This window comes from Winogradskyella ursingii (assembly GCF_013403975.1).
GTDB classification, from domain to species: Bacteria; Bacteroidota; Bacteroidia; order Flavobacteriales; family Flavobacteriaceae; genus Winogradskyella; species Winogradskyella ursingii.
This window is the reverse complement of the sequence record NZ_JABFDH010000001.1, coordinates 782,481-804,461: the sequence shown is the minus strand read 5'-3', so window position 1 is coordinate 804,461 and position 21,981 is coordinate 782,481. Positions and strand designations below refer to the sequence as shown.

Annotated in this window: 18 protein-coding genes; 7 read left to right on the top strand and 11 right to left on the bottom strand. The window is 33.6% G+C overall.

The genetic code is table 11. The annotated features are described in order from the left end of the window. Positions 1 to 67: 67 nt before the first annotated feature. A complete protein-coding gene (locus HM983_RS03640) occupies positions 68 to 757 on the top strand; it encodes a class I SAM-dependent methyltransferase (protein ID WP_179344030.1) in 690 nt (229 codons plus the stop codon). A gap of 87 nt (positions 758 to 844) precedes the next feature. Here the strand turns inward: HM983_RS03640 and HM983_RS03635 are convergent, their stop codons facing one another. The 3 genes from HM983_RS03635 to HM983_RS03625 all read right to left on the bottom strand — a co-directional run bounded on the left by HM983_RS03635 (position 845) and on the right by HM983_RS03625 (position 7,464). Continuing rightward, positions 845 to 2,464, bottom strand: a complete 1,620-nt coding sequence (locus tag HM983_RS03635) for an amidohydrolase (protein ID WP_179344029.1) — start codon at positions 2,462 to 2,464, stop codon at positions 845 to 847. Between the two features lie 186 nt (positions 2,465 to 2,650). After that, positions 2,651 to 4,378 (bottom strand): TonB-dependent receptor, encoded by a 1,728-nt coding sequence (locus HM983_RS03630; RefSeq protein WP_179344028.1) that lies wholly within the window; start codon positions 4,376 to 4,378, stop codon positions 2,651 to 2,653. A gap of 62 nt (positions 4,379 to 4,440) precedes the next feature. After that, positions 4,441 to 7,464: a tetratricopeptide repeat protein gene (locus HM983_RS03625; RefSeq protein WP_179344027.1), complete on the bottom strand. Its 3,024-nt coding sequence runs from the start codon at positions 7,462 to 7,464 to the stop codon at positions 4,441 to 4,443. A gap of 206 nt (positions 7,465 to 7,670) precedes the next feature. On the opposite strand from HM983_RS03625, the gene HM983_RS03620 reads away from it, so the two are divergent. Genes HM983_RS03620 through HM983_RS03605 form a run of 4 tightly spaced genes read left to right on the top strand, consistent with a single transcriptional unit; the run spans position 7,671 to position 10,902 of the window. Then, positions 7,671 to 8,354, top strand: a complete 684-nt coding sequence (locus tag HM983_RS03620) for a cell division ATP-binding protein FtsE (protein WP_179344026.1) — start codon at positions 7,671 to 7,673, stop codon at positions 8,352 to 8,354. Between the two features lie 2 nt (positions 8,355 to 8,356). Continuing rightward, a complete protein-coding gene (locus HM983_RS03615) occupies positions 8,357 to 9,082 on the top strand; it encodes a class I SAM-dependent methyltransferase (protein WP_179344025.1) in 726 nt (241 codons plus the stop codon). 3 nt (positions 9,083 to 9,085) lie between these two features. After that, the gene (locus tag HM983_RS03610; protein WP_179344024.1) at positions 9,086 to 9,967 is read left to right on the top strand and encodes a glycosyltransferase family 2 protein; all 882 of its coding nucleotides are present in this window, start codon (positions 9,086 to 9,088) and stop codon (positions 9,965 to 9,967) included. Continuing rightward, on the top strand, positions 9,964 to 10,902 hold the full coding sequence (locus HM983_RS03605) for a glycosyltransferase (RefSeq protein WP_179344023.1): 939 nt from the start codon (positions 9,964 to 9,966) through the stop codon (positions 10,900 to 10,902). Before HM983_RS03610 ends, HM983_RS03605 begins: the two co-directional genes overlap by 4 nt. On the opposite strand, the gene HM983_RS03600 is transcribed toward HM983_RS03605, so the two are convergent. Beyond that, positions 10,888 to 11,298 (bottom strand): sugar 3,4-ketoisomerase, encoded by a 411-nt coding sequence (locus tag HM983_RS03600; protein WP_179344022.1) that lies wholly within the window; start codon positions 11,296 to 11,298, stop codon positions 10,888 to 10,890. The genes HM983_RS03605 and HM983_RS03600 overlap by 15 nt on opposite strands. Beyond that, positions 11,288 to 12,373 (bottom strand): glycosyltransferase, encoded by a 1,086-nt coding sequence (locus HM983_RS03595; RefSeq protein ID WP_179344021.1) that lies wholly within the window; start codon positions 12,371 to 12,373, stop codon positions 11,288 to 11,290. Before HM983_RS03595 ends, HM983_RS03600 begins: the two co-directional genes overlap by 11 nt. Positions 12,374 to 12,424: 51 nt before the next feature. Between HM983_RS03595 and HM983_RS15980 the strand changes: the two genes are divergently transcribed. Continuing rightward, entirely contained in the window at positions 12,425 to 13,567 is a 1,143-nt protein-coding gene (locus HM983_RS15980) for a glycosyltransferase (protein ID WP_179344020.1), read from the top strand. 3 nt (positions 13,568 to 13,570) lie between these two features. Here the strand turns inward: HM983_RS15980 and HM983_RS03585 are convergent, their stop codons facing one another. From HM983_RS03585 to HM983_RS03560, 6 genes are all read right to left on the bottom strand, one after another. Next, the gene (locus HM983_RS03585; RefSeq protein ID WP_179344019.1) at positions 13,571 to 14,851 is read right to left on the bottom strand and encodes an O-antigen translocase; all 1,281 of its coding nucleotides are present in this window, start codon (positions 14,849 to 14,851) and stop codon (positions 13,571 to 13,573) included. A gap of 10 nt (positions 14,852 to 14,861) precedes the next feature. Continuing rightward, a complete protein-coding gene (locus HM983_RS03580; RefSeq protein WP_179344018.1) occupies positions 14,862 to 16,172 on the bottom strand; it encodes an O-antigen translocase in 1,311 nt (436 codons plus the stop codon). Beyond that, positions 16,173 to 17,282 (bottom strand): DegT/DnrJ/EryC1/StrS family aminotransferase, encoded by a 1,110-nt coding sequence (locus HM983_RS03575; protein ID WP_179344017.1) that lies wholly within the window; start codon positions 17,280 to 17,282, stop codon positions 16,173 to 16,175. Further along, the gene (locus HM983_RS03570) at positions 17,279 to 18,151 is read right to left on the bottom strand and encodes a GNAT family N-acetyltransferase (protein ID WP_179344016.1); all 873 of its coding nucleotides are present in this window, start codon (positions 18,149 to 18,151) and stop codon (positions 17,279 to 17,281) included. The genes HM983_RS03575 and HM983_RS03570 overlap by 4 nt, the downstream gene beginning before the upstream one ends. A 158-nt stretch (positions 18,152 to 18,309) precedes the next feature. Further along, positions 18,310 to 19,266 carry a glycosyltransferase family 2 protein gene (locus HM983_RS03565; protein WP_179344015.1) on the bottom strand — a complete coding sequence of 319 codons (957 nt, stop codon included), beginning with the start codon at positions 19,264 to 19,266 and terminating at the stop codon, positions 18,310 to 18,312. Between the two features lie 41 nt (positions 19,267 to 19,307). Beyond that, complete coding sequence (locus tag HM983_RS03560; protein WP_179344014.1) at positions 19,308 to 21,047, bottom strand: hypothetical protein; 1,740 nt, start codon at positions 21,045 to 21,047, stop codon at positions 19,308 to 19,310. Positions 21,048 to 21,236: 189 nt separating this feature from the next. Here HM983_RS03560 and HM983_RS03555 point away from each other — a divergent pair, with 189 nt between their 5' ends. Beyond that, positions 21,237 to 21,971 (top strand): class I SAM-dependent methyltransferase, encoded by a 735-nt coding sequence (locus HM983_RS03555; protein ID WP_179344013.1) that lies wholly within the window; start codon positions 21,237 to 21,239, stop codon positions 21,969 to 21,971. Positions 21,972 to 21,981: the final 10 nt, after the last annotated feature.

Sequence of the window (21,981 nt, the reverse complement as noted above, 5' to 3'; positions counted from 1 at the left end):
ATGTGCCAAAACAGCAATTTAACAAGTTCGAAACAACATTTAAAGATTCCTGCTCTAAGGACCTAGCATGAAAGATATTCTCGGAAAAGCTTTAATAGATTACCATTCAGGAAAATATTCTGAAGATATTATCACGTGGACCAATATTTCTGATGAAGATGAATTGCCATTGCCTTATTTATTTAGAGGTTATTCTGATATGCCACAACTAGAACAACAAGCACTTCAGCTAACTAAAGGAAAAGTTTTGGATGTAGGTTGTGGTGCTGGTAACCATTCTCTGTGGCTTCAGGGCAAGAATATTGAGGTAAAGGCTATCGATACTTCAGAAGGAGCAATTGAAGTTGCTAAAAAACGAGGTGTCAATAAAGCTGAAGTTAAATCACTGTTGGATGAAACCGACAGCTTTGATACCATCTTACTTTTAATGAACGGGACCGGAATTTTTCAGGAATTGTCTCAAGTTTCAAATTACCTGAAGCACTTAAAAGGTATTTTAAAAACTGATGGTCAAATATTAATTGACTCTTCTGACATTGCTTATATGTATGATGGTGATTTTGAATCAGAAGATGACAAACGCTATTATGGCGAACTTGACTATTTCTTAAGCTATAAAGATGAAAAGGAAGTGCCTCTGAAGTGGCTCTATCTGGATTTTAAAACGTTGAAAACCGCTTGCTTAACTGTTGGTTTAACATGCGAAAAGGTCGTGAATGGCGAGCATTTTGATTATTTGGCGAGAATTAAATTATAGATATACCATTTCTCACTAGTTACAGAATCAATAGATATTCTTAAACAGACTTTTGATGCCTCAGTCAGCGTTTAGAATGACGCATCTTTATTTTTGCACCTCTCCTCCAACTACAGTCTTAACCACTTTGATATTAGGGATTTTAGAAGCTTCGACCGTCATAATATCTTTGTCTAGCATAATAAAATCAGCAAATTTACCTACCTCGATGCTGCCCTTTTCGTTTTCCTCAAAATTTGAATAGGCTGCCCAAATGGTCATACCTTTTAAGGTTTCTTCTCTGGATAACGCATTCTCCATTTGATATCCACCTTCTGGATATTGCTCCAAATCCTGTCTCGCAACAGCGGCATAAAATGTTAAAAACGGACTTACCTGCTCCACAGGAAAATCAGTTCCCAATGCCACTTTGCCGTAAGCTTCCAACAAATCCTTAAAAGCATATGCACCTTTTATACGCTCAGCTCCTACTCTATCTTCAGCCCAATACATATCACTCGTAGCATGTGTTGGTTGGATAGACGGCATCACATTCTCGTATAAGTCAAAATCCTCAGGTGACACAATCTGCGCATGCTCTACGCGCCAGCGTCTGTCCTCCTTGCCTTCCAACACTTTATTGTAAGTTTCCAGAACTGCGTGATTAGCGGAATCTCCAATGGCATGTGTGTTCATTTGATAATTTGAATTTGCTATGCGCTCGGCAGATTTATTCAATGTTTCTAAATCCGTGACTAATAAACCGTAGTGGTTTGGCTTGTCCGAATATGGTTTTCTCATCATTGCACCTCGTGAGCCCAAAGCACCATCGGCATAAAACTTAAAGGAACGCACATTTAAACGATCTGTTTTTATAATGCCTTTATCCAAAAAATAATCAAGGTGTTTTTCCGAAGCTGAAACCATGGCATACACACGCATTTTTAAATCTCCATATTGTTGAAGACTATCAATAATTTCTATTGACTCTTGACTTAAACCAGCATCGTCAACTGTAGTTAAACCCAAATCAAAACATATCTCTTGGGCAGCCATAAGTGCGCTAACCACATCGTCTCTCGATGGTTCTGGCCAATGTTGCATCACGAGCATTTCAGCATTATCGACTAAGACACCTGTGAGCTTTCCGTTTTCTATCACTACTTCGCCACCATCAATTCTACTTTCTGTGGTGACATTTCCTAAATCCAGTGCTGCTTGATTCGCTATAATAGCATGCCCATCTACTCTGGTCAATGCAATTGGTGTGTCTGGAAACAACTCGTCCAATTTTTCTTTATTCGGAAATTCTTTGACCTCCCAATCATTTTGATCCCAACCTCTACCGATTATATAATCTTGTTTGTTTTTATATTGAAATTCAGAAACACGTTGCACCACCTCATCGAAACTCTTAGTGCCTACCAAATCCACGGCTTGTTGATTGAAGCCCAATCCTAAAAAATGACAATGTGCATCAATAAAACCTGGTGTAATGGTCTGCCCATTGGCATCGATAATATTATCAGATTCATACTGGTTTTGAATGTCATCAGTATTTCCAACCGCAAGAAACTTACCGTCCTTCACAGCAAAAGCTTCAGCTTTTTCAAAATTCCCGTTGACTGTGTACACCGTTGCGTTGGTTACGATTAGGTCTACTTTATCTTTTTCTGTTTGGCAGGAAAATAATGTAAAAATGGTAAGAATGGTTAGTAGTTTTTTCATTTTGGTTATTTTTTTAAATTGAAAACTTCTTGAAAATTTCGAAATACTCGAACTGACGAACGTTGTAAAAATAATAAAAGCGCTTCAATTGAAGCGCTTTTATTATAAACTCATGATCAATATTTTCTTTTAATATAATTGTCCAAGTAGATATTGCTTGTACCACGAAGGATTACAATGATAATATTAAAAATCGAATTGGTAAGTAGCTCCAGCTAAAAACTGAATGCCTTGAACTGGGAAATTTAAATAACGTTCATAATCTTGATTTGCGATATTGTTAGCTTTGGCGAACAATGCCAATTGACTATTGATCTTATAGCCCAAATGTGCGTTCGCATCAAAATAACTCTCTAAGGTTGTTACAGCACTTGGTGGATTAGGAAACAATGTTGCAACCAAATCCTGTTGGTCTTTACGTTCACCTACAAAATAAACACTACCGCCTGCAAACCACTTTTCAGAAATTTGGTAATCTAAAAATACCGAACCTGTTAAATCAGGCAGGTTCCAAGCTTCATCTTCATTATCCACATCGTAACCGAAATATTCACCCTTAATTCCTAAGGTGAAATTTCTATTTACATTAATATTCAATTCACCTGCTACCGAAAATGTTGTCACATCATCATAAACTACTCCAAAGGAATTTCCATATTGGTAATCTCGCGCAGCATCTCCTCTTGCATCATTCGCTTTAAATAATGCCTTATTATTTTCAGCCAGATATTTACCTTTTATGTTATAACTTACATTGTTTGATAATTTTCCTTTTAATCCTAAAAATGCATTATAGGCCATATCTGTGGGAGCAACACCTAAAGTGGGTGACACAAACGGATTTTCATTTGCAAAATCGTAATAGGAATTCTGATTTAAATCTCCTTTAATTCCTCCATAACCAATCAATATTTCATCGACCAAGCGGTAAGATGCTTCAATATTTGGATAGATAAAAAACTTATTATCATCAAATTCGGTATCATTAAGGTAGACCAATTTAATACCTAAATCTACAGTGAGGTCATCCTCTGTGAGTCTATATGACGGTGCCAAACCGAAAGTGACATTACCATATTTTATTTCATCATTTGTTGTATATGTATTGTCAAAATTTCCGCCAATATAATCTATTGAAAATTCAGCGTTAATGTAATCATCTTGCACAGGAACATCAAAACTAGTTCTAGCTACAAATCGGTTTTCTCCAGAATCTTGATCGTCACCAAACCTTCTAAATCTTACACTTCCGTCCTTGACTAAGGCATCATCAAAATTAATTTTTCCACCAACATAAAAGCTATTAAAAGCATGGCCAGGATCAATCATTTCAGCCTCTGCCTGTCCAAAAAATTCCCGAGGCAAACCATACCAATTATACTTTTGTAAATCCATGCCTCCATCTACTTTCCAAGATAAATCTCTCAATTTTTGAGAATAATGAGCATTCAAACTGGTTTTTGCAAAATTATCGTCCAATAAAACACCATCAATGCCACCTTGTGACGAATGGTGACTAAAATAACCACCTACATTCTCACCACTACTGAGTTCGTGATTGAGATATACTTCACCTAAAATAGTCGTATAACTTCCCACACCAACTGACGCATAATTATCAAATAATTTTACTGGCTTTGCCTTATCTACAGTGGCGGCTTTTCCCTTAGCTGGTGTAAAAGTGGAGGCCACAGGAATTGAAAAGATATTGTATTTCACTTCCTTTTTCTTAACCGTATTGGAATCTGCCAACTTAGGCGTGTCCTTAATTTTAAAAGCATCCGAAATGGTCGGCGTATATGGTTTTACAACGTTGACCGTTTGGTCTGCGATAGTATCTTTTGTACGTTCTTGGGCAAAGGATAACGCCAATCCTAAAAAGAAAAATGCTATAAATGAATGTTCGATTTTCATGTGTAATTATATTGATTAAGACATTAAAAATTGACTCTTAAAAATCTATTTTTCTAAGGAATTTAATTGTCGTCTGTCTCGATTGATGAATTTGTTCTTGCTTCCTGTGCTTTTATGCTATTGAGTTCTAATTTTGCTTCGTTAACTACATCGTCAAAATCCGGAAAATTAGAAATAACGCTTTCTAAAATATATGTCGCCTGGAACGCATCACCTAAAGCATAGAAATTCTTAGCCATAACTACCAAGCCTTTAGCACTATAATATTTATAGCTACTGTAATCCTTAGCTAGTTTCTGGATTATAGCATTTGATGCTTTGTAATTGCCTTCCTTATTTTTAAAATAACCGTTATAATATAAAGCTTCGGCAGCAACACTTCCAGTTGCTATTTTTTGAACATCTGCATAAGCCTTTTGCGCTTTATCTTCATTACCAGTTTTAATGGCAGAACGCGCTATTATTAGTTGTGCATCGCTCTTTACTTTGTTATCTAATTTTAAGTTGCTGAGCACTTTCTCTGCGTAAGATTCTGCTTCATTGAAACGGTCTGTCTGGAAATAGGCATTCATTAAATTAGATTGTGCGTAAAGTACGTTCTGCGGGTAATCTGCTTCGCTCTCCAAACGTTTTAACACTGGTATGGCTTGTGACCAGTTTTTGTTGTTCAAATAAATCTCGCACAACTTTACCATTGCCTGTTCCGTATATTCATTTTTAGAGGCATCAACTACAGCTTTGTAATGTGGTTGCGCATTCTCAAACAAGTCTTTTTTGTAATACAATTGTGCTAAATAAAAATGAGATTTTAAGGCATGTATCCCGTTTGGAAATTGATTGAGATATTTATTAAACTGCCTAATGGCATTGTCTGTATCGTTATCCAGATACGGTTTTTCTGCCGCTAAATACATGGTATTATCCAATTCAACATCTGTAACCTCCACATAATCCAAGGTTTTTACCCAACGTGCATATTCGTCTACACGACCTAAATCGATATAAATTAAACGTGCTGTAGAAACGGCTTGGACGGCTTCACCTGAAGCAGGAAAATCCTGAGCTACTTTTTTGAATTTTCCCAAAGCGCGCTCATTGTCATTGCCATTGTAGTAGACCAAACCTTGACGCAATAAGGCTTTTGATGTGAAAGCACTTCGACTGTATTCATTGTTTAATCGATCGTACATTTGCATGGCTTTATCACTTTCATTTTGCTTCACATAAGAATTTGCCAATTCGTACATGGCATCGTCTCGTAAAGCGGATTTTGAATAACCATTGATGAATGTATTTAATTCTGAAATCTTCGAAGCCGTTTTACCTAAATAGCCTTGGCTCATGGCTTTTTGAAAAGCAGCATAATCCGTTTCGATTTCATTGATATTAATAGCTTTATTGTAAGCATTAATCGCCTTTTGATATTGGCTGGACACAAAATAACCGTCTGCCAACCTAAGATAGGCATCGTTTTGACGCAGCTTGTCACCTGAATTCTTGTTGATGAATTTTTCAAAATAATTTGAAGCTTGGCTGTAATCTTTCAGCTTAAAATAGGTGTATGCCAAGTTGTAATTCAAATTGTCATTTTCTGGTAAACCTGACGCTTCAGCCAAACCATTAAATTGTTTGAAACCAATTAAAGCTTCATTATAATTTGTGAGATTATAATCGGTTTCAGCTTTCCAAAATGTGGCTTTAGCAACAAATTCTGGGTCACGAGGTTCTTTCAAGGATTTTTCGAACATATCCAAAGCCTCACTATATTGGGTTTCATTATACAATTCAACTCCCCTGAAAAATGCTACTTTTTGATATGCTACTTTGTTTTCGAAACTGTTTTTACCTTTCAACAATTCTAAAGCTTCCTTATAATTTTTTGATGTGATGTATGAATCAATCAATAACGTTTCAACTTCCTCTCTATAGTTAGTATTCGGATATTTATCCAGATAGCCGGCCAAAACCTGCGGTACAGATTGGTAGGGATTACCAATTTCGTAACTGATTTTAGCATAATTGAGCCAAGCATCTTCTTGAATTTTTTCATCAAAATCCATTTGCGATGCATTTCTAAAGGCATTTAATGCTTCCTGTTTTTTATCTAAATTGATATAACTTTCTCCTAAGTGATAATAGGCATTTTGAGCTACCGAATTATTGCCGTCAATGATTTTATTGAACTCTGAAATCGCTTTTTCAAAGTCATTCTGCTTGTAGTGAGCATAGCCTAATTGATAATAGTCTGTATTGTTCCATTTGCCACCTTTGCCTTTATAGGCTTGTAAATGTGGAATGGCTTCTTCGTACTTTTCCAGATTAAAATAGCTTTCACCAATAATTTTTGAAAGTTCGGATTTTTCTTGTGCGTAACTTTTTGGGTATTGTGCTTCGGCCAATTCTATGGCTTCTTCAAATTTTCCAAGTTTGAAATTTAAATCGGCTTTATAATAACTTAGTTTCTCTTTGTACTTTTCGTTATCACTGACTTGGTCAAAATACTCGTTTGCAGTATCGTAATCATCACCTTCGTAAGCCATAAAACCAATATAATATTTGGCTTGCGACCCATATTCTTTGGAATTAATCACACGGTTAAGGTATTTATTAGCCTGTTCTTCGCTTCCTGTAGCGTAAAGACTATATCCAAAATTAAAATTGTAACGACCTCGCTCAGACCGTGCTATGCTGTTTTCTTCAACTTTATCGTACCACTTTCTGGCATAAGGGTATTTTGAATTTTCAAAATAATAATCTGCCACATCTAGATAAGCTGTATTACGTTTAGTACTGGTTGGGTATTCTTCAACAAATTCAGTTATTAAATCATCTGCATTGTTTTGGTTGAGCCTAACTGCACAATTGGCTATGTAATAAGCGCAATCTGATTTAATAGTAGCATCCTCCGTTTCGTACTTAATATCCTCAAAAAGTGATTGTGCTGCTTTATATTGCTGGTTATTATAAAGCGTAAGTGCTTTTTGATATTCCTGCAAATCAGTAGTGTAAACCGCGGATTTTTGAGCAAAAACAGCAGTATTGATAAGTAAGAGAACAGCAATGATAACGTGCTTAACCGTATGCATGTGATTCGTTTTTTGATTATTACTAAATGATGATTCAAATATAATCTCTATAACGATAGAAATAGTCTATAATTATATATAAGGATTTAAAATGTTAAAAAATGATATACAGAATAGAAATATCGAGCGTTAAACTATTGACTGTACATTTGATAATTGATTTTATTAATAATACTTTTACATTCATATAATTCCAAACAAAAGCTATGTCTGAAACTGTTTTACAATTAAAGGATGCCACGATTTATCAAGGTGATAGTATGGTGTTGTCCAAGGTTAATTTTGAAATGCAAAAAGGTGATTTTGTGTATCTCATTGGTAAAACGGGAAGTGGAAAAAGTAGTTTTATGAAAACGCTTTATGGCGATTTAGAACTGTCCGAGGGAGAAGGATCTATCGTAGATTTTAACCTAAGAACCATGAAAGAAAAAGACATCCCATTTTTAAGACGAAAATTGGGAATTGTGTTTCAGGATTTTAAATTGTTACCTGATAGAACTATTAATCAGAATTTGGAGTTTGTTTTGAAAGCTACGGGCTGGAAAGAAAAAGACGAGATAAAAGACCGTATTGACAAAGTTTTGGACAAGGTCGCCATGAAAACTAAAGGATTTAAATTTCCGCACGAACTTTCTGGTGGCGAGCAACAGCGAATTGCCATTGCCAGAGCTCTTCTTAATGACCCGGAATTAATTCTCGCCGATGAGCCTACTGGAAACCTCGACCCACAAACAAGCATTGAAGTGATGGAAGTTTTACAGGACATTAATAAAAACGGCAACACCATTTTAATGGCTACGCACGATTATGCCCTTCTGCTAAAATACCCTAGCAAAACCTTAAAATGTGATGAGAATAAGGTTTTTGAAGTGGTGCAACGAAAAAATTGATAATGTACGATAGCTTAAAGCGAATTGCTAAATCAATAATTCCTAAGAAGATTTTATCTCAAAACGAGAAGTTTTTTAGACAAATCGTAAGTTTAAGATATCGAGGTAATAGTTTTCAATGTAATATTTGCGAGTATAAGCTTAACCGTTTTGTAATCTTAGCTGATACGGATTTGTTATGTCCCAATTGTGGTTCGAGAAGTAGAACCCGACGATTATACTCAACGCTAAAGGAAAATGGCCTTTTACAAGGCAACATATTGCACTTTTCACCACCGAAATCACTCTATAAAAAATTCAATAATTTAGAAGTCAATTATTATAGTTCGGATTTTGAAAATGAATTTACGGCTGACTATAAATATGACATAACAGCGATTGCTGCTCAAGATAAATTCTTCGACTTAGTTATTTGCTATCATATACTTGAGCATGTAGAAGACGACGGAAAGGCTATGCAAGAACTACTCCGCGTTTTAAAACCAAATGGTAAGTGTTACATTCAAACGCCTTACAAAGAAGGAGATATTTACGAAGATATCTCCATTACTTTAGCAGAACAAAGACTAAAAGCATTTGGGCAACAAGACCATGTTAGAATTTATTCTGTTGAAGGTTTAGAAGAACGATTACATCAAGCTGGTTTTACAACCAAAAGGTTACATTTTGATGAAGTTTCGTATTTTGGGTTTAAGAAAGAAACCGTAATTGTTGCAACAAAGTCCTAACTTATGCTATCTATTCTGATACCAGTTTATAATTACAATGTACTGCCTTTGGTAGAGGAAATTCACAAACAGGGAAAATCCTGTAATAAAGATTATGAGATTGTAATTATCGATGACGCTTCAAGTCAACTGATGTATAGCCCTACAAAAATTGAAAATCTCAATCAGACTAAACTTATTATTCTTGATAACAACATTGGTAGAAGTGCCATTAGAAACCTTTTAGCCAGTAAGGCCACGTTTGAAAATCTCTTGTTCATTGACGCAGGCACAATGCCATATTCAGCTGATTTTTTATCTAATTACCTCAACCACATTAAGGAAGATATCGTTATCGGTGGAATGAAAGAAGAACACGTAAAACCCAAAAAACCTTATCGATTACGCTGGCTTTATACCAAGAAAAAAGAAGCGTGCTGCGAACATGGTGTAGTTAAGAGAAGAATATATACTTCAGCAAATTTTCTGATAAAGAAAAGAATCGTCAAGACTTTTCCATTTGATGAAACCATTACAACATATGGTTATGAAGATTTCGTTTTCTTTAAATCAATTGAAGCCAATGGCTATGACATTAGTTTTATTGATAATCCCGTTATTCACGATTCTAAGGAAAGTGCAGACCGATTTATTGAAAAAACCAAACAAAGCTTAAGAAACTTATTAGTGTTAGAGAAGAATAAGAATATGCATATCAAAGAGGTGAAGATCAAGAAATGGCACTCCATAATTGGTAAATTTGGTCTGAATTGGTTAATCGCATTCATTTTTAAAATCTCCAAACCATTGCTGAAAATGAACTTCAATTCTAATTACCCTTCTATTATTCTATTTGATTTTTATAAATTGGGTTATTTATGCTCTATAACTTCTAAAACAAAATGAGTCCCTATTTTTCTGTAATCATTCCGTTATACAATAAAGCTAACTTTATTGAGCGAACATTGAACAGTGTGATTCAACAGAGTTTCAAGGATTTTGAAATCATAATTGTTAATGATGGTTCTACAGATCAAAGCACAACTATAGTTGAAAGATTTACAGATTCTAGAATAAGATTAATACACCAAACCAACAAGGGTGTTGCGGATGCAAGGAATAAAGGCATAGCTCAGTCAAACGGAAAATATATAGCCTTAATTGATGCCGACGATTATTGGTACAATGACCATCTTGAGGCTTTAAAAATTCAAATCGAAAAATTTCCGGAAGCTGGATTATATTGCAATAATTACGAAGTCTTTTTAACTGAAAGCAACAAACAACCTGCTCAATTTAACTTTGATTACGGTACAGAACCGTTGATTGTTAAAGACTTTTTTAAAGCGAGTATTATCAACTCTGTGGCATGGACATCTGCGGTGGCTTTTAGCAAAGAGAAATTTGATGCGTTGGGAGGATTTAATCCGCAACTAGACACGTCCGAAGATTTAGATTTATGGATCAGGTTTGCCTTAAACTATAAGGTTTCGTTTAACCCTGAGATAACTATGTCTTACAGATATTATATTGCAGACAGTCTAACAAAACGCGAAACCAATTGGACTAGATTGGATTTTATAAATAATTTCAAAAAAGAAGAAGCTGAGAATGATTCTTTAAAGCACTATTTGGACATCAATAGGTATGCTGTAGCCCTTAGAAGTAAAGTTTTGGACGAGACTGAGTTGTTTCTAATTCTAAAAGATGATATCAACCTTTCAAATCTCAATTGGAAGCAAAGATTATTGCTTGGGATGCCCAACTTTATATTGAAATCAGCTAAACACATTCAAGCCTTACTTTTGAAACAAGGCATTTATATTTCAGCCTTTAAATGATTGGAATTCATTAAAATCTCTAAGATAATCGGTTTCATCATAAACTTCTGAAGCCAGCACCAGGCACACAGAACCAGAAGAAAAATTATCAATTTCTCTCCAAATACCAGGAACAATCAGTAATCCTTTATTGGGCTTATTAAGTAATACTCGATTTGAGGATGTTCCATCTTTTAACAGTACCTCAAAACTACCACTAAGTGGAATTAAAAGTTGATTCAAGTTTTTATGGGCATGACCACCTCTAAAAGCGTCAGAAGGGACGTCATATAAATAATAGACACGTTTAATTTCAAAAGGAAAACAACCTTTTTCAATAACTGCCAAGCTTCCACGCTCGTCGTGGACTTTTGGAATTTCAATTATACGGCAATTTTCTATTGTATTATTTTTCATCCTCTAATAGGGTTTTCCATTGCTTGGTTACTTCGCTGACATCCAAATGCGCAACACTTGATTTAGCATTATCCTTACATTTTTGATATAATTCTTGATCATTCACAAAACGATCTAAAGCCGATGATAAAACCTGTATATCGTTATTTTTTACCAACAGACCGTTTTTGCCATCTATAATTACCTCACGAGGTCCTGACTCACAATCTACAGAAACTACAGGTGTACCAATGGCTAAGGATTCTATTATACTCATTGGAAAACCTTCATACTTACTGCTCAACACGGTAAATAATGATTGTTTTACGTAAGGAAAAGGATTTGAGTTGTAATCCATAAAAATCACATTATTATTTAATTCTAGATCATTGACCAAAGATTTAAGATAAAACTCATCCTCACCTTTTCCCATCAACACTAATTTAATGGATTGCTGCCTGAGTCTTGAATTTTCATAACTTTTTATCAATAATGTTAGGTTTTTTGCCACCTCTTCGAACCTGCCAAAATATAGAATAAACTTAAATGGTAATTCTACTTTGTAAGCTACGGACTTTTCTTCTAAAATTCGAAAATGTATTGGGTTGTAAATGTAGTTTATGTTTTTTACTCCATAATCATCAATAGAGCGTTCCATTATTCGTCGGCTTACTCCAATAAACTCTACACTTTTATTATATATTAAATTTGACCAAAATGCATTTTTTGGAAAATAATTAGACACTCTAAAATTATGAATCATCGCAATAATTCTAGCATTTCTATAAAATATTCTGTACACTAAAAATTCCTTTAAGAATTGTGATCTCAAACGATTATCTATGATAATATCAAACTTTTGTGTCCTGAAAAAATTATTCATACACAAGAGCTTACCCACTACACCTAATGATTTTTTAGACTCCGCTTCCAAACTGTACAATCGACCGGAGTAAGGGTATTCTATTGCATCATGGGTAATAAAAATGGTCACATCATAACCTAATTTGCTTAGCATTGTAGACAATGTAGCACCAAATCGCTCCGTGCCGCCATTACTTAATGATGATAATACTATGCAAATTTTTTTTGCCATATAATTTAGTAGATTTACAATATCAATATAAAAATCGAATAACTGCTTATTGTGAAAATATTACTTGTTGGCGAATATAACAGAACACATTACAATATCAAAAAAGGTCTCCAAACTTTGGGTCATGATGTAAAGGTAGTAAGTAATACGGACGGTTTTAAAAAAGTAGAAGTTGATCTTGTAATTTCTGAAGGTTCTAACAATAGATTACTTAAGTTGCTGTATCATTTTAAGCTTGGGTTTATTCATAAATACATTTCTTCATTTTTAGTTAAAAAACAATTTAGAAGACACAAAGAATTTTTATCGGGTCATGATATTGTTCAGTTTGTGAATGAAGCTCCGTTTAATGTGACTTTAAAAAGCCAAATAAAGCTAATAGATTGGTTAAGGAAGTGGAACTTGTCTGCCAAATTCTTTTTGCTCTCTTGTGGTTTAGATTATCCTAGTATATCTTATGCGTATGATAAAAAATTCAGGTACTCTATTCTCACTCCTTATTTTGAAGGTAGAATACCTAAAGGACACCATGCTATTGGTTTACGCTATTTGAACAACAACTACAAACAACTTCACACATATTTATATTCAATAATTTCAGGTGTTATTGCAACCGATCTAGATTATCATATCCCTTTAATTGGTCACCCAAAATATATGGGAATGATTCCCCACGCCATTGATTTGTCAAGTTTAAAATTCAAATTACCATCGGTAAAAGAAAAAATTATCATATTTCACGGTATCAATAACGATAACTATTTCAAAAAAGGTAATGATCATTTTGACAAAGCATTAAAAATTATAGAAAGTAAATACTCTAACAAAATAGAGATTGAAACTGTTAGAAACCTTCCTTATATAGAATACATTTCTAGATTTGACCGCTCACATATTTTATTGGATCAAGTTTATGCATATGATCAAGGCTTTAATGCATTGGAGGCAATGGCTATGGGGAAAATTGTTTTTACAGGTGCTGAAATTGAGTGGTTAGATTACTATAATGTAGAAGAAGATACTATTTGTATTAATGCTTTACCTGATGCAAAAGAAATAGCTAAAAAATTGGAATGGTTAATTTTAAATCCAAATAAAATTGTTGAAATATCAGAACAAGCTAGAGAATTTGTTGCGCTCCATCATGACCATATTAAATGCTCCATGTCATATCTAAAAAAGTGGAAAATCTAGCGATTATTTGTCATGATTTTTAAAACTATTCATTACAATGAGCAAAACAATAATTAAATAAATAATATGTCTCACAAAATGAGCTATAACGACTCCTTCAGTTCCATAAAACTTAATGAATGTTATAGATAATCCATAAAACAGACCTATGGAAATTAATTCTGTAATAACAAAGCTCTTAACCATGCGCTTTGCTAAAAATTGATATGCCAAAACCAAGGAGCATAATCTTATAAAATCGCCCAACAATTGCCATTTAAATAAGGGTTCCATACCAGTAAAATCTGGATATACTACCTGAATAATCAATGTCCTTAAAATATAAACCAATACCATTCCGCCTGCAAAAATGGGTAAGATGGTTTTATAAATTGTAACCACTTCCTTTCTAAATTCAAACCTTGAATGAATATTCGCAAAACTTGGTAATACATATAATGTGAATAGTCCCGTAGCAAAAACCATGTAATTTTTTGAGATAAAGGTCATGGCCGTCCAATAACCTGCCTCATTAATATTTAATCGATCCGTGATTAATGTTCGTAGATCCAATTCTATATAATTAATAAGAAATGCCGAAACAAAAGACATTAAGGTATATGACAAAAGCTGGTTTCTATAACTCAGGTTAAACTTCAACCTTTTTAAGCTCAAGTAATTTTTTAATGTTTTTCCGAATACTATTAACAACACCAATAGCTGAATGACAGGCGCCAGAGCAATCGCAACAATTACCCCATCCAAATTGTAAGAATAAAGACCGATTATTAACAGAATTGCCCCTAGAAGGTAGCTGATCAATTCAATTTTCGCGTATTTTTTATAGGCAGAGAGTCCACTTACTACAGCATTGATAATTCTACTCACAGCAATGAACGGAATAATTACAGCCAGCAAACGGAATACATAGGTATAATCTACCGAGTCAAATGCATAGTCAGAAAAATAACTTGCTCCGACAAACAAGACAAAGCAAGATATTAATGACCCAACCAATAAGAATATTGAAGTTGTTGAAAAAACTTTTGAAAGCTCAGGTTGGTCTTCCTTAAATTCAGCCACATACTTAACCACACCACTAAACGTACCTAGAGTAGACGTACTGGTAAGCATAGCCAAAAAATTACGAATTTGACCAATACTGGCAATCCCAGCTTCACCAACTGTAATGGCCAATAGTCGCTGCACAAAGACAGATACTACCAATCTAATGGCAATAACCACAGCATTTAGCGATGTAATCTTAAAGACTAAATTATTGCTTATAAATTGTGGTAATTTCACTTAAATAGATTCAAAATTCTTCACTACCATCTTCGTTAATTACACCAAAAAGTGAACTACTAAAAATGAGTATGATAAGTGCAAAATGCATAAAATAACTAAGACAATGACCCATTACAGCACCTTTTAGCCCAAATACATCTATTAGATAAATACTAGATACATACATGATTATAAAAAGGAATATTTCCATTATAATAAAATGCCCAAACATTTTTTTCGCTAGAAACTGATAGGCTATGACCAGAGAAAGTACCCTCATAAAATCACCTAACAATTGATACCCGAACAAATCTTCAACTGGTCTAAAATCCTCTGTGAACAAAATTCCAACCAACAGGGAGCGACTCAAATAAACAAGAATCAAGACTCCGGCAAATATTGGCATTACCGACTTGTAAAAACTGAAAACTTCTTTTCGAAATTCTTTCTTACTACTAATTTCTGAAAAACGAGGCAGTATGTAAAGAACTATCAATGAGTTAATGAACATGAGGTAATAATCAGACACACGATTTATAGCTTCCCAATAACCAGCTTGTTTAATACCTATTTCGGCAATAAGGTAGTTTCTTATGAGTATCATAACAATTGGTATGGCAATAGCAGATACTAAAGCCATAAGCATATATGGCCCCAAACCTCTCAATACATCTGGACTAATGTTCGAAACCTTAATATCGGACATTAAATTTTTTCTATATAAAATTCCGACAACTGTAATGAGTAACCCTAAAGCTGGTGTAATTACAATCGCTAATAATGCACCATTGATATTTTCCTGCCAAATTAAAATTAAGGTGACCAATAGGCCTAAAATTTGCCCAATGATATTTATGATGAGAAGAATTTTATACTTGGAAAAACCATTCATTATGGCAAATGCAAACATATTTAGAGCATAAAAAGGCAAGACCATTGCCATTATCTTAATGACATATGTATAGTTGTAATTTGCAGAAAAAATCCAATTATTGATGAGCTCAGCATTAAAATAGCACAGAAATCCAAGTGCCAAAGAAGAGCAAAAGCCAACATAATAAACTGATGAAATGGTGACAGAAAGTGCCTTGGCATCGTTCTTAAACCTTGATATGGACTTAACTACTCCATCATATAAGCCTGCGATGGCAAGTGATTGTACTGCACTTAGAAAATTTCTTAAATTTCCAATTAAGGCCATACCCTGTGGTCCAATATGTACGGCAATAAATTTAGTTATAATAATACCAGATAGAATCCTGATAGTAATATTTGCTGTATTAAGATTTCCGGCCTTTATTAACACATTCGTGTTTATATAATGTCTGAATTTTTTCAATTAAAACGTATTTAAAACTTTAATCACACCTTTAACTTCATCGATTGGCATCACTGGACTTATAGGCAAACTTATTATTCTTTTATGGATCTCTTCGGTTATTGGAAGGTTTAAATGGGAAAACTCTTTTAAAGCCAACTGCTTATGAGGTGGAATTGGATAATGAATGAGCCACTCAATTTTATTGAGTTCTAGATGTTTTATTAATTTTTCTCGATTATTAACTTCAATTACAAAAGCATAAAACACGTGACCTTCACCATTATTAATTTTGGGTAATTGTAGTTTAGGGTTAACGATCTGGTTAAGATACATTTTGGCAATAGCTCTTCGCATTTTATTGTCCTGATCAAGTAATGGCAATTTTATTCTTAGAAATGCAGCCTGAATGTCATCTAGTCTGCTATTAACACCTACAACTTCATTTTTATATTTTTCTCTGCTACCATAATTACGCAACAACTTTAGGTGGTCATATAAATCTTTATCACTGGTTGTAACCGCACCTCCATCACCCAAAGCTCCAAGGTTTTTACTCGGATAAAAACTGAATGCAGCAGCATCTCCTATACTTCCTGCTTTTAAAATTTGGGTATTTAAATTTTTGACTGCGCCATGAGCTTGAGCCGCATCTTCTAGTAATATCAGATTATGGGTTTTTGACAGCTCTATTAGATTTTTGGCATCGGCCAATTGCCCATATAAGTGCACCATAATTATGGCCCTTACATTTTTATCAATGTGATTTTCGACTTCACTCGCTTTTAAATTATAGGTTTCAGGATCTGGCTCAACCAACACGGGTTCTAAACCAGCATGGATAACGGATAAAATAGTCGCTATAAACGTATTAGCTGGCACAATAACTTTGTCCCCTTTCTTCAATTTACCAAGACTGATGTATCCATTTAGGATCAGCGTAAGTGCGTCTAACCCGTTAGCAGTACCTACGCAAAACTCAGCACCACAGTACTCGGCAAATTCAGCTTCAAATTTTGAAACATTTTCTCCCAATATATAGTTTGAAGCATTCAGTGATTGGTTCAGTACATGATGAAACTCATCTCGAAAGCGATCGTTAATTTTATGTAAATCCAAAAATTTAATCATAGCAATACGTTTTCAAAAAGCTTGTGATTTTTAGTTTCAACATTATAAAATCCTTGTGTAATAGATCGCGCCCCAAATCCTTCTTTCCAGAATTGCAGACCTTCATTGATGTTTTGCCCGGCGTTGATGTTGGATGTACCAAAATTGAAATAACGCTTGTCTTTGTAAATATTCTCTATTAATTGAATATGAAGAAAATCTAAACTTCCCAATTCATTCTTATCCTCGTTTCCTGAAATATATTGACAATGAGCCAGATTATTAGTTTCGAAAATAGTCGTACCACCAACTATTTTATCATTGTGATAAACGTTAAACTGTCTAATATTCTTTTCGAATTTTGATTTTAGAAGTGAGATTTCCTCAAGTGAATGAGTTGGCTCGATATTGTGCTTTTTCCTTAGGTTTGGTACCAGAATCTCATTCCAAAATGTTTCAAAACTTTCTGATTCCTCAACTTTGAGATCATGCTTCAACCCTCTTTTGTATCCTTCTTTTCTGCTGTTTGAAAATTTAGCATTTTTTACCTTGGCCACAGAATGCATATCAGTTCTAATTAATTCTGCTTTAGATTTAAACAACAGATAATTCAATGGGTTGTTTGTGAGGTTTTCTAGATAAATAAAAGGTAATTCCTTAATCATTAAATTTTTGATACCGTTCTGAAACAAAAATTGCATAACAGACTGAAACATCAAAATCGCATCTTTGGTTTTTAAATTTTCTGAATAAATCAACCCACCGTAGGTTAAACCTTGATGCGAAAAAACTGAACTACCTACCGTATTGGCAGGCAATAAGGCAATCAATTTTTCATCTTTATATACCATCAATGAAAAATCCTCGAATCGATCTGAATGATAATCCATAAAATCTCGCTGAAAGAGAAATGTATCCTGATTACTTTTAGAGTGGAAACTATCCCATTTTGCTTTATCTAAAGGCTTATATTTTTTAATGGTATAAATAACAGTAAGGATTAAGGTTGATTATGGGTGAATGTACAAAATTAAGAGAAACAATATTGTTAGCTTTCGTTTGAATTAGCTTCACTTTTAATGTTAGTGGAGTTCACAATATATAACGGTCTCTTCTGGACATTTGAGTTTATCCTGCTAATATATTCGCCAATAACACCAATGGATAGCAACTGAATACCACCAACAAAAGCCACGCAGATGATAAGTGATGTCCAACCTGTAATTGTTTTTTCTAAAACAAAATGGGAAAATGCAGCATAAACAATAATTAAAAAAGAAAACAATGATATTATAAAACCCAATCTACTTACAAACAATAATGGTTTATCTGAAAAACCTGTAATACCATCAAAAGCCAAACGCATCATTTTACCAAATGAATAACCACTCTTACCATGTTTGCGCGTGTCACGATCAAATACAACATAAGATTCCTTAAATCCTAACCATGCTATTTGACCTCTTAAGAATTTATTATGTTCTGGCATTTGGTTAAGAGCATCTACAACCTTTTTGGATATGAGCCTAAAATCTCCAGCATCTAAAGGAATTTTGAATGTTACCAAGCGCTTCAATAATCTGTAATATAATTTGGCAGTTATTTTTTTCAATAAAGATTCACCCTTTCTTTTTGCTCTTTTAGCATAAACAACATCGAATCCCTTTTGATGTTCACGATATAAATCTAAAATTATCTCTGGTGGATCTTGTAAATCTGCATCAATAATTACGACTGCTTCCGCATTACAATAATTTAACCCTGCCGAAACAGCCACTTGGTGACCAAAATTCCTGGTAAGGCTTAAGAAATATACATTAGGATTCTCTCGACTTATTTTTAAAATCTTAGCCATGGAGTCATCGCCACTACAATCATCAATAAATATTATTTGATAGGTGACCTGTAAACTCTTAACAACCTCCAATAATCTACTATACAGCGTCCGTAGATTTTCAGATTCGTTATATACAGGTACAATGATTGAGATATCGGCTTGTTGCATAAATTTTTATTATGGTACTAATATAAGTTAAATGAATAATTTTATCGTACCTCATAAGATTGATAAATATTGAAATACGAATTACTCCAAACAATTCTATAATTATTTCTTTGAAGAAATGAATTCATTAAAGCGATAGATTTACTTCCATGCAAAACTTCATTGTTTTTTTCAGGTATCATATAGTCTTCTATGGGTTCAGAAAACCTGATGATAGTATTAAATTTTTGTACAACGACAGTAGGCATAACACTAATTTCCTTTTCAGCTTTTTTAATTTTATTTTCTAAAGAGTAATCATCATAGATGCCTGGCCATGGGTTATAAATGTAAGGCCGCGTCTCGGTCAGGTAATGCAACATAGGCATGTGATCGTATGCAAATAGGTAATCGTCCTTATCTACATATTTCTCAAGGTTGTTTAATAGATCGTTAATAATTTGCGCTCGTCTTTCGGTCGTATAGATATGATTTGCCATATTGTTATTTATTGCATAGGTTTTTTGTAACCTACTGCCTTCATCAAAATAAGCTTGATTAAAAATTCTATAAGATTTAAGAATCAAAAAAGAAATAGAAAGAGTGCACAATATTAATGATGACGTTTGAAACGTAGTATCAGAATTATTGGAAAATAACTGCTTTGATCTAGAAAGTATATCCTGGAAAGCAATAAAAAATAGCGGTAAGGCAATCCATATTGCTATATAACCTGTGTTTAAAATCCCGCCAGCACTACCAATGGTCATTCCCAGTAACATCATAAATGCCAGAAATGAAATAGCTCTTAATTCAATAGTGAAATTCTTATTGACAATTATATAGATTGAGCCAACATATGCGAGGGCATATACGGCATATATACCGTTTTTATCAAACCATATCATAATTATTATACCAAATGCAATGAGAAACAGATATCGCAAAACTGCCTGTTTTCTTATTAACCTTAAACCTAATATGGCAACAAAAAAAACAACAATTACTTGTAATAAATCTAATGCTATATTTAGATAATTTTGAAATTGCGCTTTTAAAAGTGTCTTAAAATTATGCGAACTGCCTTCTGTATTTCCGACATCTATCATGGTTAATAGGGCATTTTCCATAGTTTTTAACTGACCTAGAACCAGTAACAATAAATAGGCACTCACTAATCCAGTTGCAAACCCAACAATTGATAAAACTAAGGGCTTAATTGATTTTTTTAAGTTTTTATCTTTTAGAAAATAGTAGAAAGGTATAACCAGAAACAAACATGCCATGACAAAATTTGGAAGTCGGGTCAAACCATTAAAAACAAAAATAAATCCAGCAATAAAAAAATAGGATAAAACCTTTTTTTTAAGACCATATAAAATGCACCACACAATAATAACTGTCAATAAAGCGGTAAGATGATTGTGATAAAAAGTCAGAAACCCATAGTCATTAACAAACATCACCATTACCAATGCCAAGAGCAAATAGGTTGAGGCAATATGCTTTTTGAGGATATTGTAACTTATTACAAAGGTGCTTGTATTAACTATAACACCAAGAATCCTAAACCATAGTACGCCTCCATCTTCATTCAACATGTGCCACAATCCTCCAAAAATACCTGAAAACCAATATAGAAAATTGTATTCTACACTTGTTGGATGAGAATAAATTTGCTGATAGAACGTGAGAACAAAGCCATCATCGCAAACATCAAAACCTTGGAACATTAAAATTATTTGAATAATTATGATCAAGACCAAAGTAATGCTGAATTTGTACTTAGAAACAGATGCCATTACGATTCTTCAAATTTTTAGTTGACAAAACATGCTTAAATTGAATTTCAAATATAGCATCTTAATCAATAGTCATTTTCCCTATCGTAATTAAATTGATAACATATTACATTGCTTGAGAGTTGTTTTCATTATAGTAAAACCTTATTTTTCAAATTATTTAAAATTAAAAATACCATCTAGAGGTGTATGAAAAAGAACTTTGAGCAAAAGTATCATGAAGTTGAGCAAAGGCATTTTTGGTTTAAGGCCAGAAGAAATTATATACTTCAATTGCTAAAAAATGAAGACAGATCAAGTACCATCCTTGATATTGGTTGTTCGTCTGGTTGGTTGTTAAAAGATTTAGAGCAGGCAGGATTTGAAAAGAAAAATCTGTATGGTATTGACATAAGCCAAAAAGCCATTATTAATTGCAAGCAAAAAGGATTAGACAATTGCTATGAAATGTCTGCAGAGTCGATCCAAATAAAACAAAAATTTGATATCATAATAGCATCGGATTGTTTGGAGCATATAGAACACGATCAATCAACTTTAAAACATTGGCATGAAAAATTAAACTCAAATGGTAAAATCTTTGTGTTTGTCCCAGCGTTTATGTCGTTATGGAGTCCACACGACGAAGTTAACTTACACTATAGAAGATACAGAAAAAACCAATTAACAACTTTACTCAAAAACAGCAACTTTAATATAATATCTTCAGGTTATTGGAATTTCTTTCTATTTGGACCTTTATTTGTCTATAGGTTTTTTAGCAACAAATTTTCTTCACATAAAAACTCAACCACATCTGGTGACCTAAATGATTTAGGTTCTTTTAATCCGATTTTATTGTGGCTTTTAAATACAGAAAACAAACTGTTAAAATTCATTACTTTTCCATTTGGAATAAGCACTTATGTTATAGCCAAAAAATAAGTACAAAAAA

Coding starts and splice junctions, on each gene's coding strand:
- HM983_RS03555 (WP_179344013.1), top strand. CDS start 21,237: ATGAAAAAGAACTTTGAGCAAAAGTATCATGAAGTTGAGCAAAGGCAT.
- HM983_RS03630 (WP_179344028.1), bottom strand. CDS start 4,378: ATGAAAATCGAACATTCATTTATAGCATTTTTCTTTTTAGGATTGGCG.
- HM983_RS03565 (WP_179344015.1), bottom strand. CDS start 19,266: ATGCAACAAGCCGATATCTCAATCATTGTACCTGTATATAACGAATCT.
- HM983_RS03595 (WP_179344021.1), bottom strand. CDS start 12,373: ATGGCAAAAAAAATTTGCATAGTATTATCATCATTAAGTAATGGCGGC.
- HM983_RS03610 (WP_179344024.1), top strand. CDS start 9,086: ATGCTATCTATTCTGATACCAGTTTATAATTACAATGTACTGCCTTTG.
- HM983_RS03605 (WP_179344023.1), top strand. CDS start 9,964: ATGAGTCCCTATTTTTCTGTAATCATTCCGTTATACAATAAAGCTAAC.
- HM983_RS03600 (WP_179344022.1), bottom strand. CDS start 11,298: ATGAAAAATAATACAATAGAAAATTGCCGTATAATTGAAATTCCAAAA.
- HM983_RS03575 (WP_179344017.1), bottom strand. CDS start 17,282: ATGATTAAATTTTTGGATTTACATAAAATTAACGATCGCTTTCGAGAT.
- HM983_RS03620 (WP_179344026.1), top strand. CDS start 7,671: ATGTCTGAAACTGTTTTACAATTAAAGGATGCCACGATTTATCAAGGT.
- HM983_RS03570 (WP_179344016.1), bottom strand. CDS start 18,151: ATGGATTATCATTCAGATCGATTCGAGGATTTTTCATTGATGGTATAT.
- HM983_RS03640 (WP_179344030.1), top strand. CDS start 68: ATGAAAGATATTCTCGGAAAAGCTTTAATAGATTACCATTCAGGAAAA.
- HM983_RS03615 (WP_179344025.1), top strand. CDS start 8,357: ATGTACGATAGCTTAAAGCGAATTGCTAAATCAATAATTCCTAAGAAG.
- HM983_RS03635 (WP_179344029.1), bottom strand. CDS start 2,464: ATGAAAAAACTACTAACCATTCTTACCATTTTTACATTATTTTCCTGC.
- HM983_RS03560 (WP_179344014.1), bottom strand. CDS start 21,047: ATGGCATCTGTTTCTAAGTACAAATTCAGCATTACTTTGGTCTTGATC.
- HM983_RS03625 (WP_179344027.1), bottom strand. CDS start 7,464: ATGCATACGGTTAAGCACGTTATCATTGCTGTTCTCTTACTTATCAAT.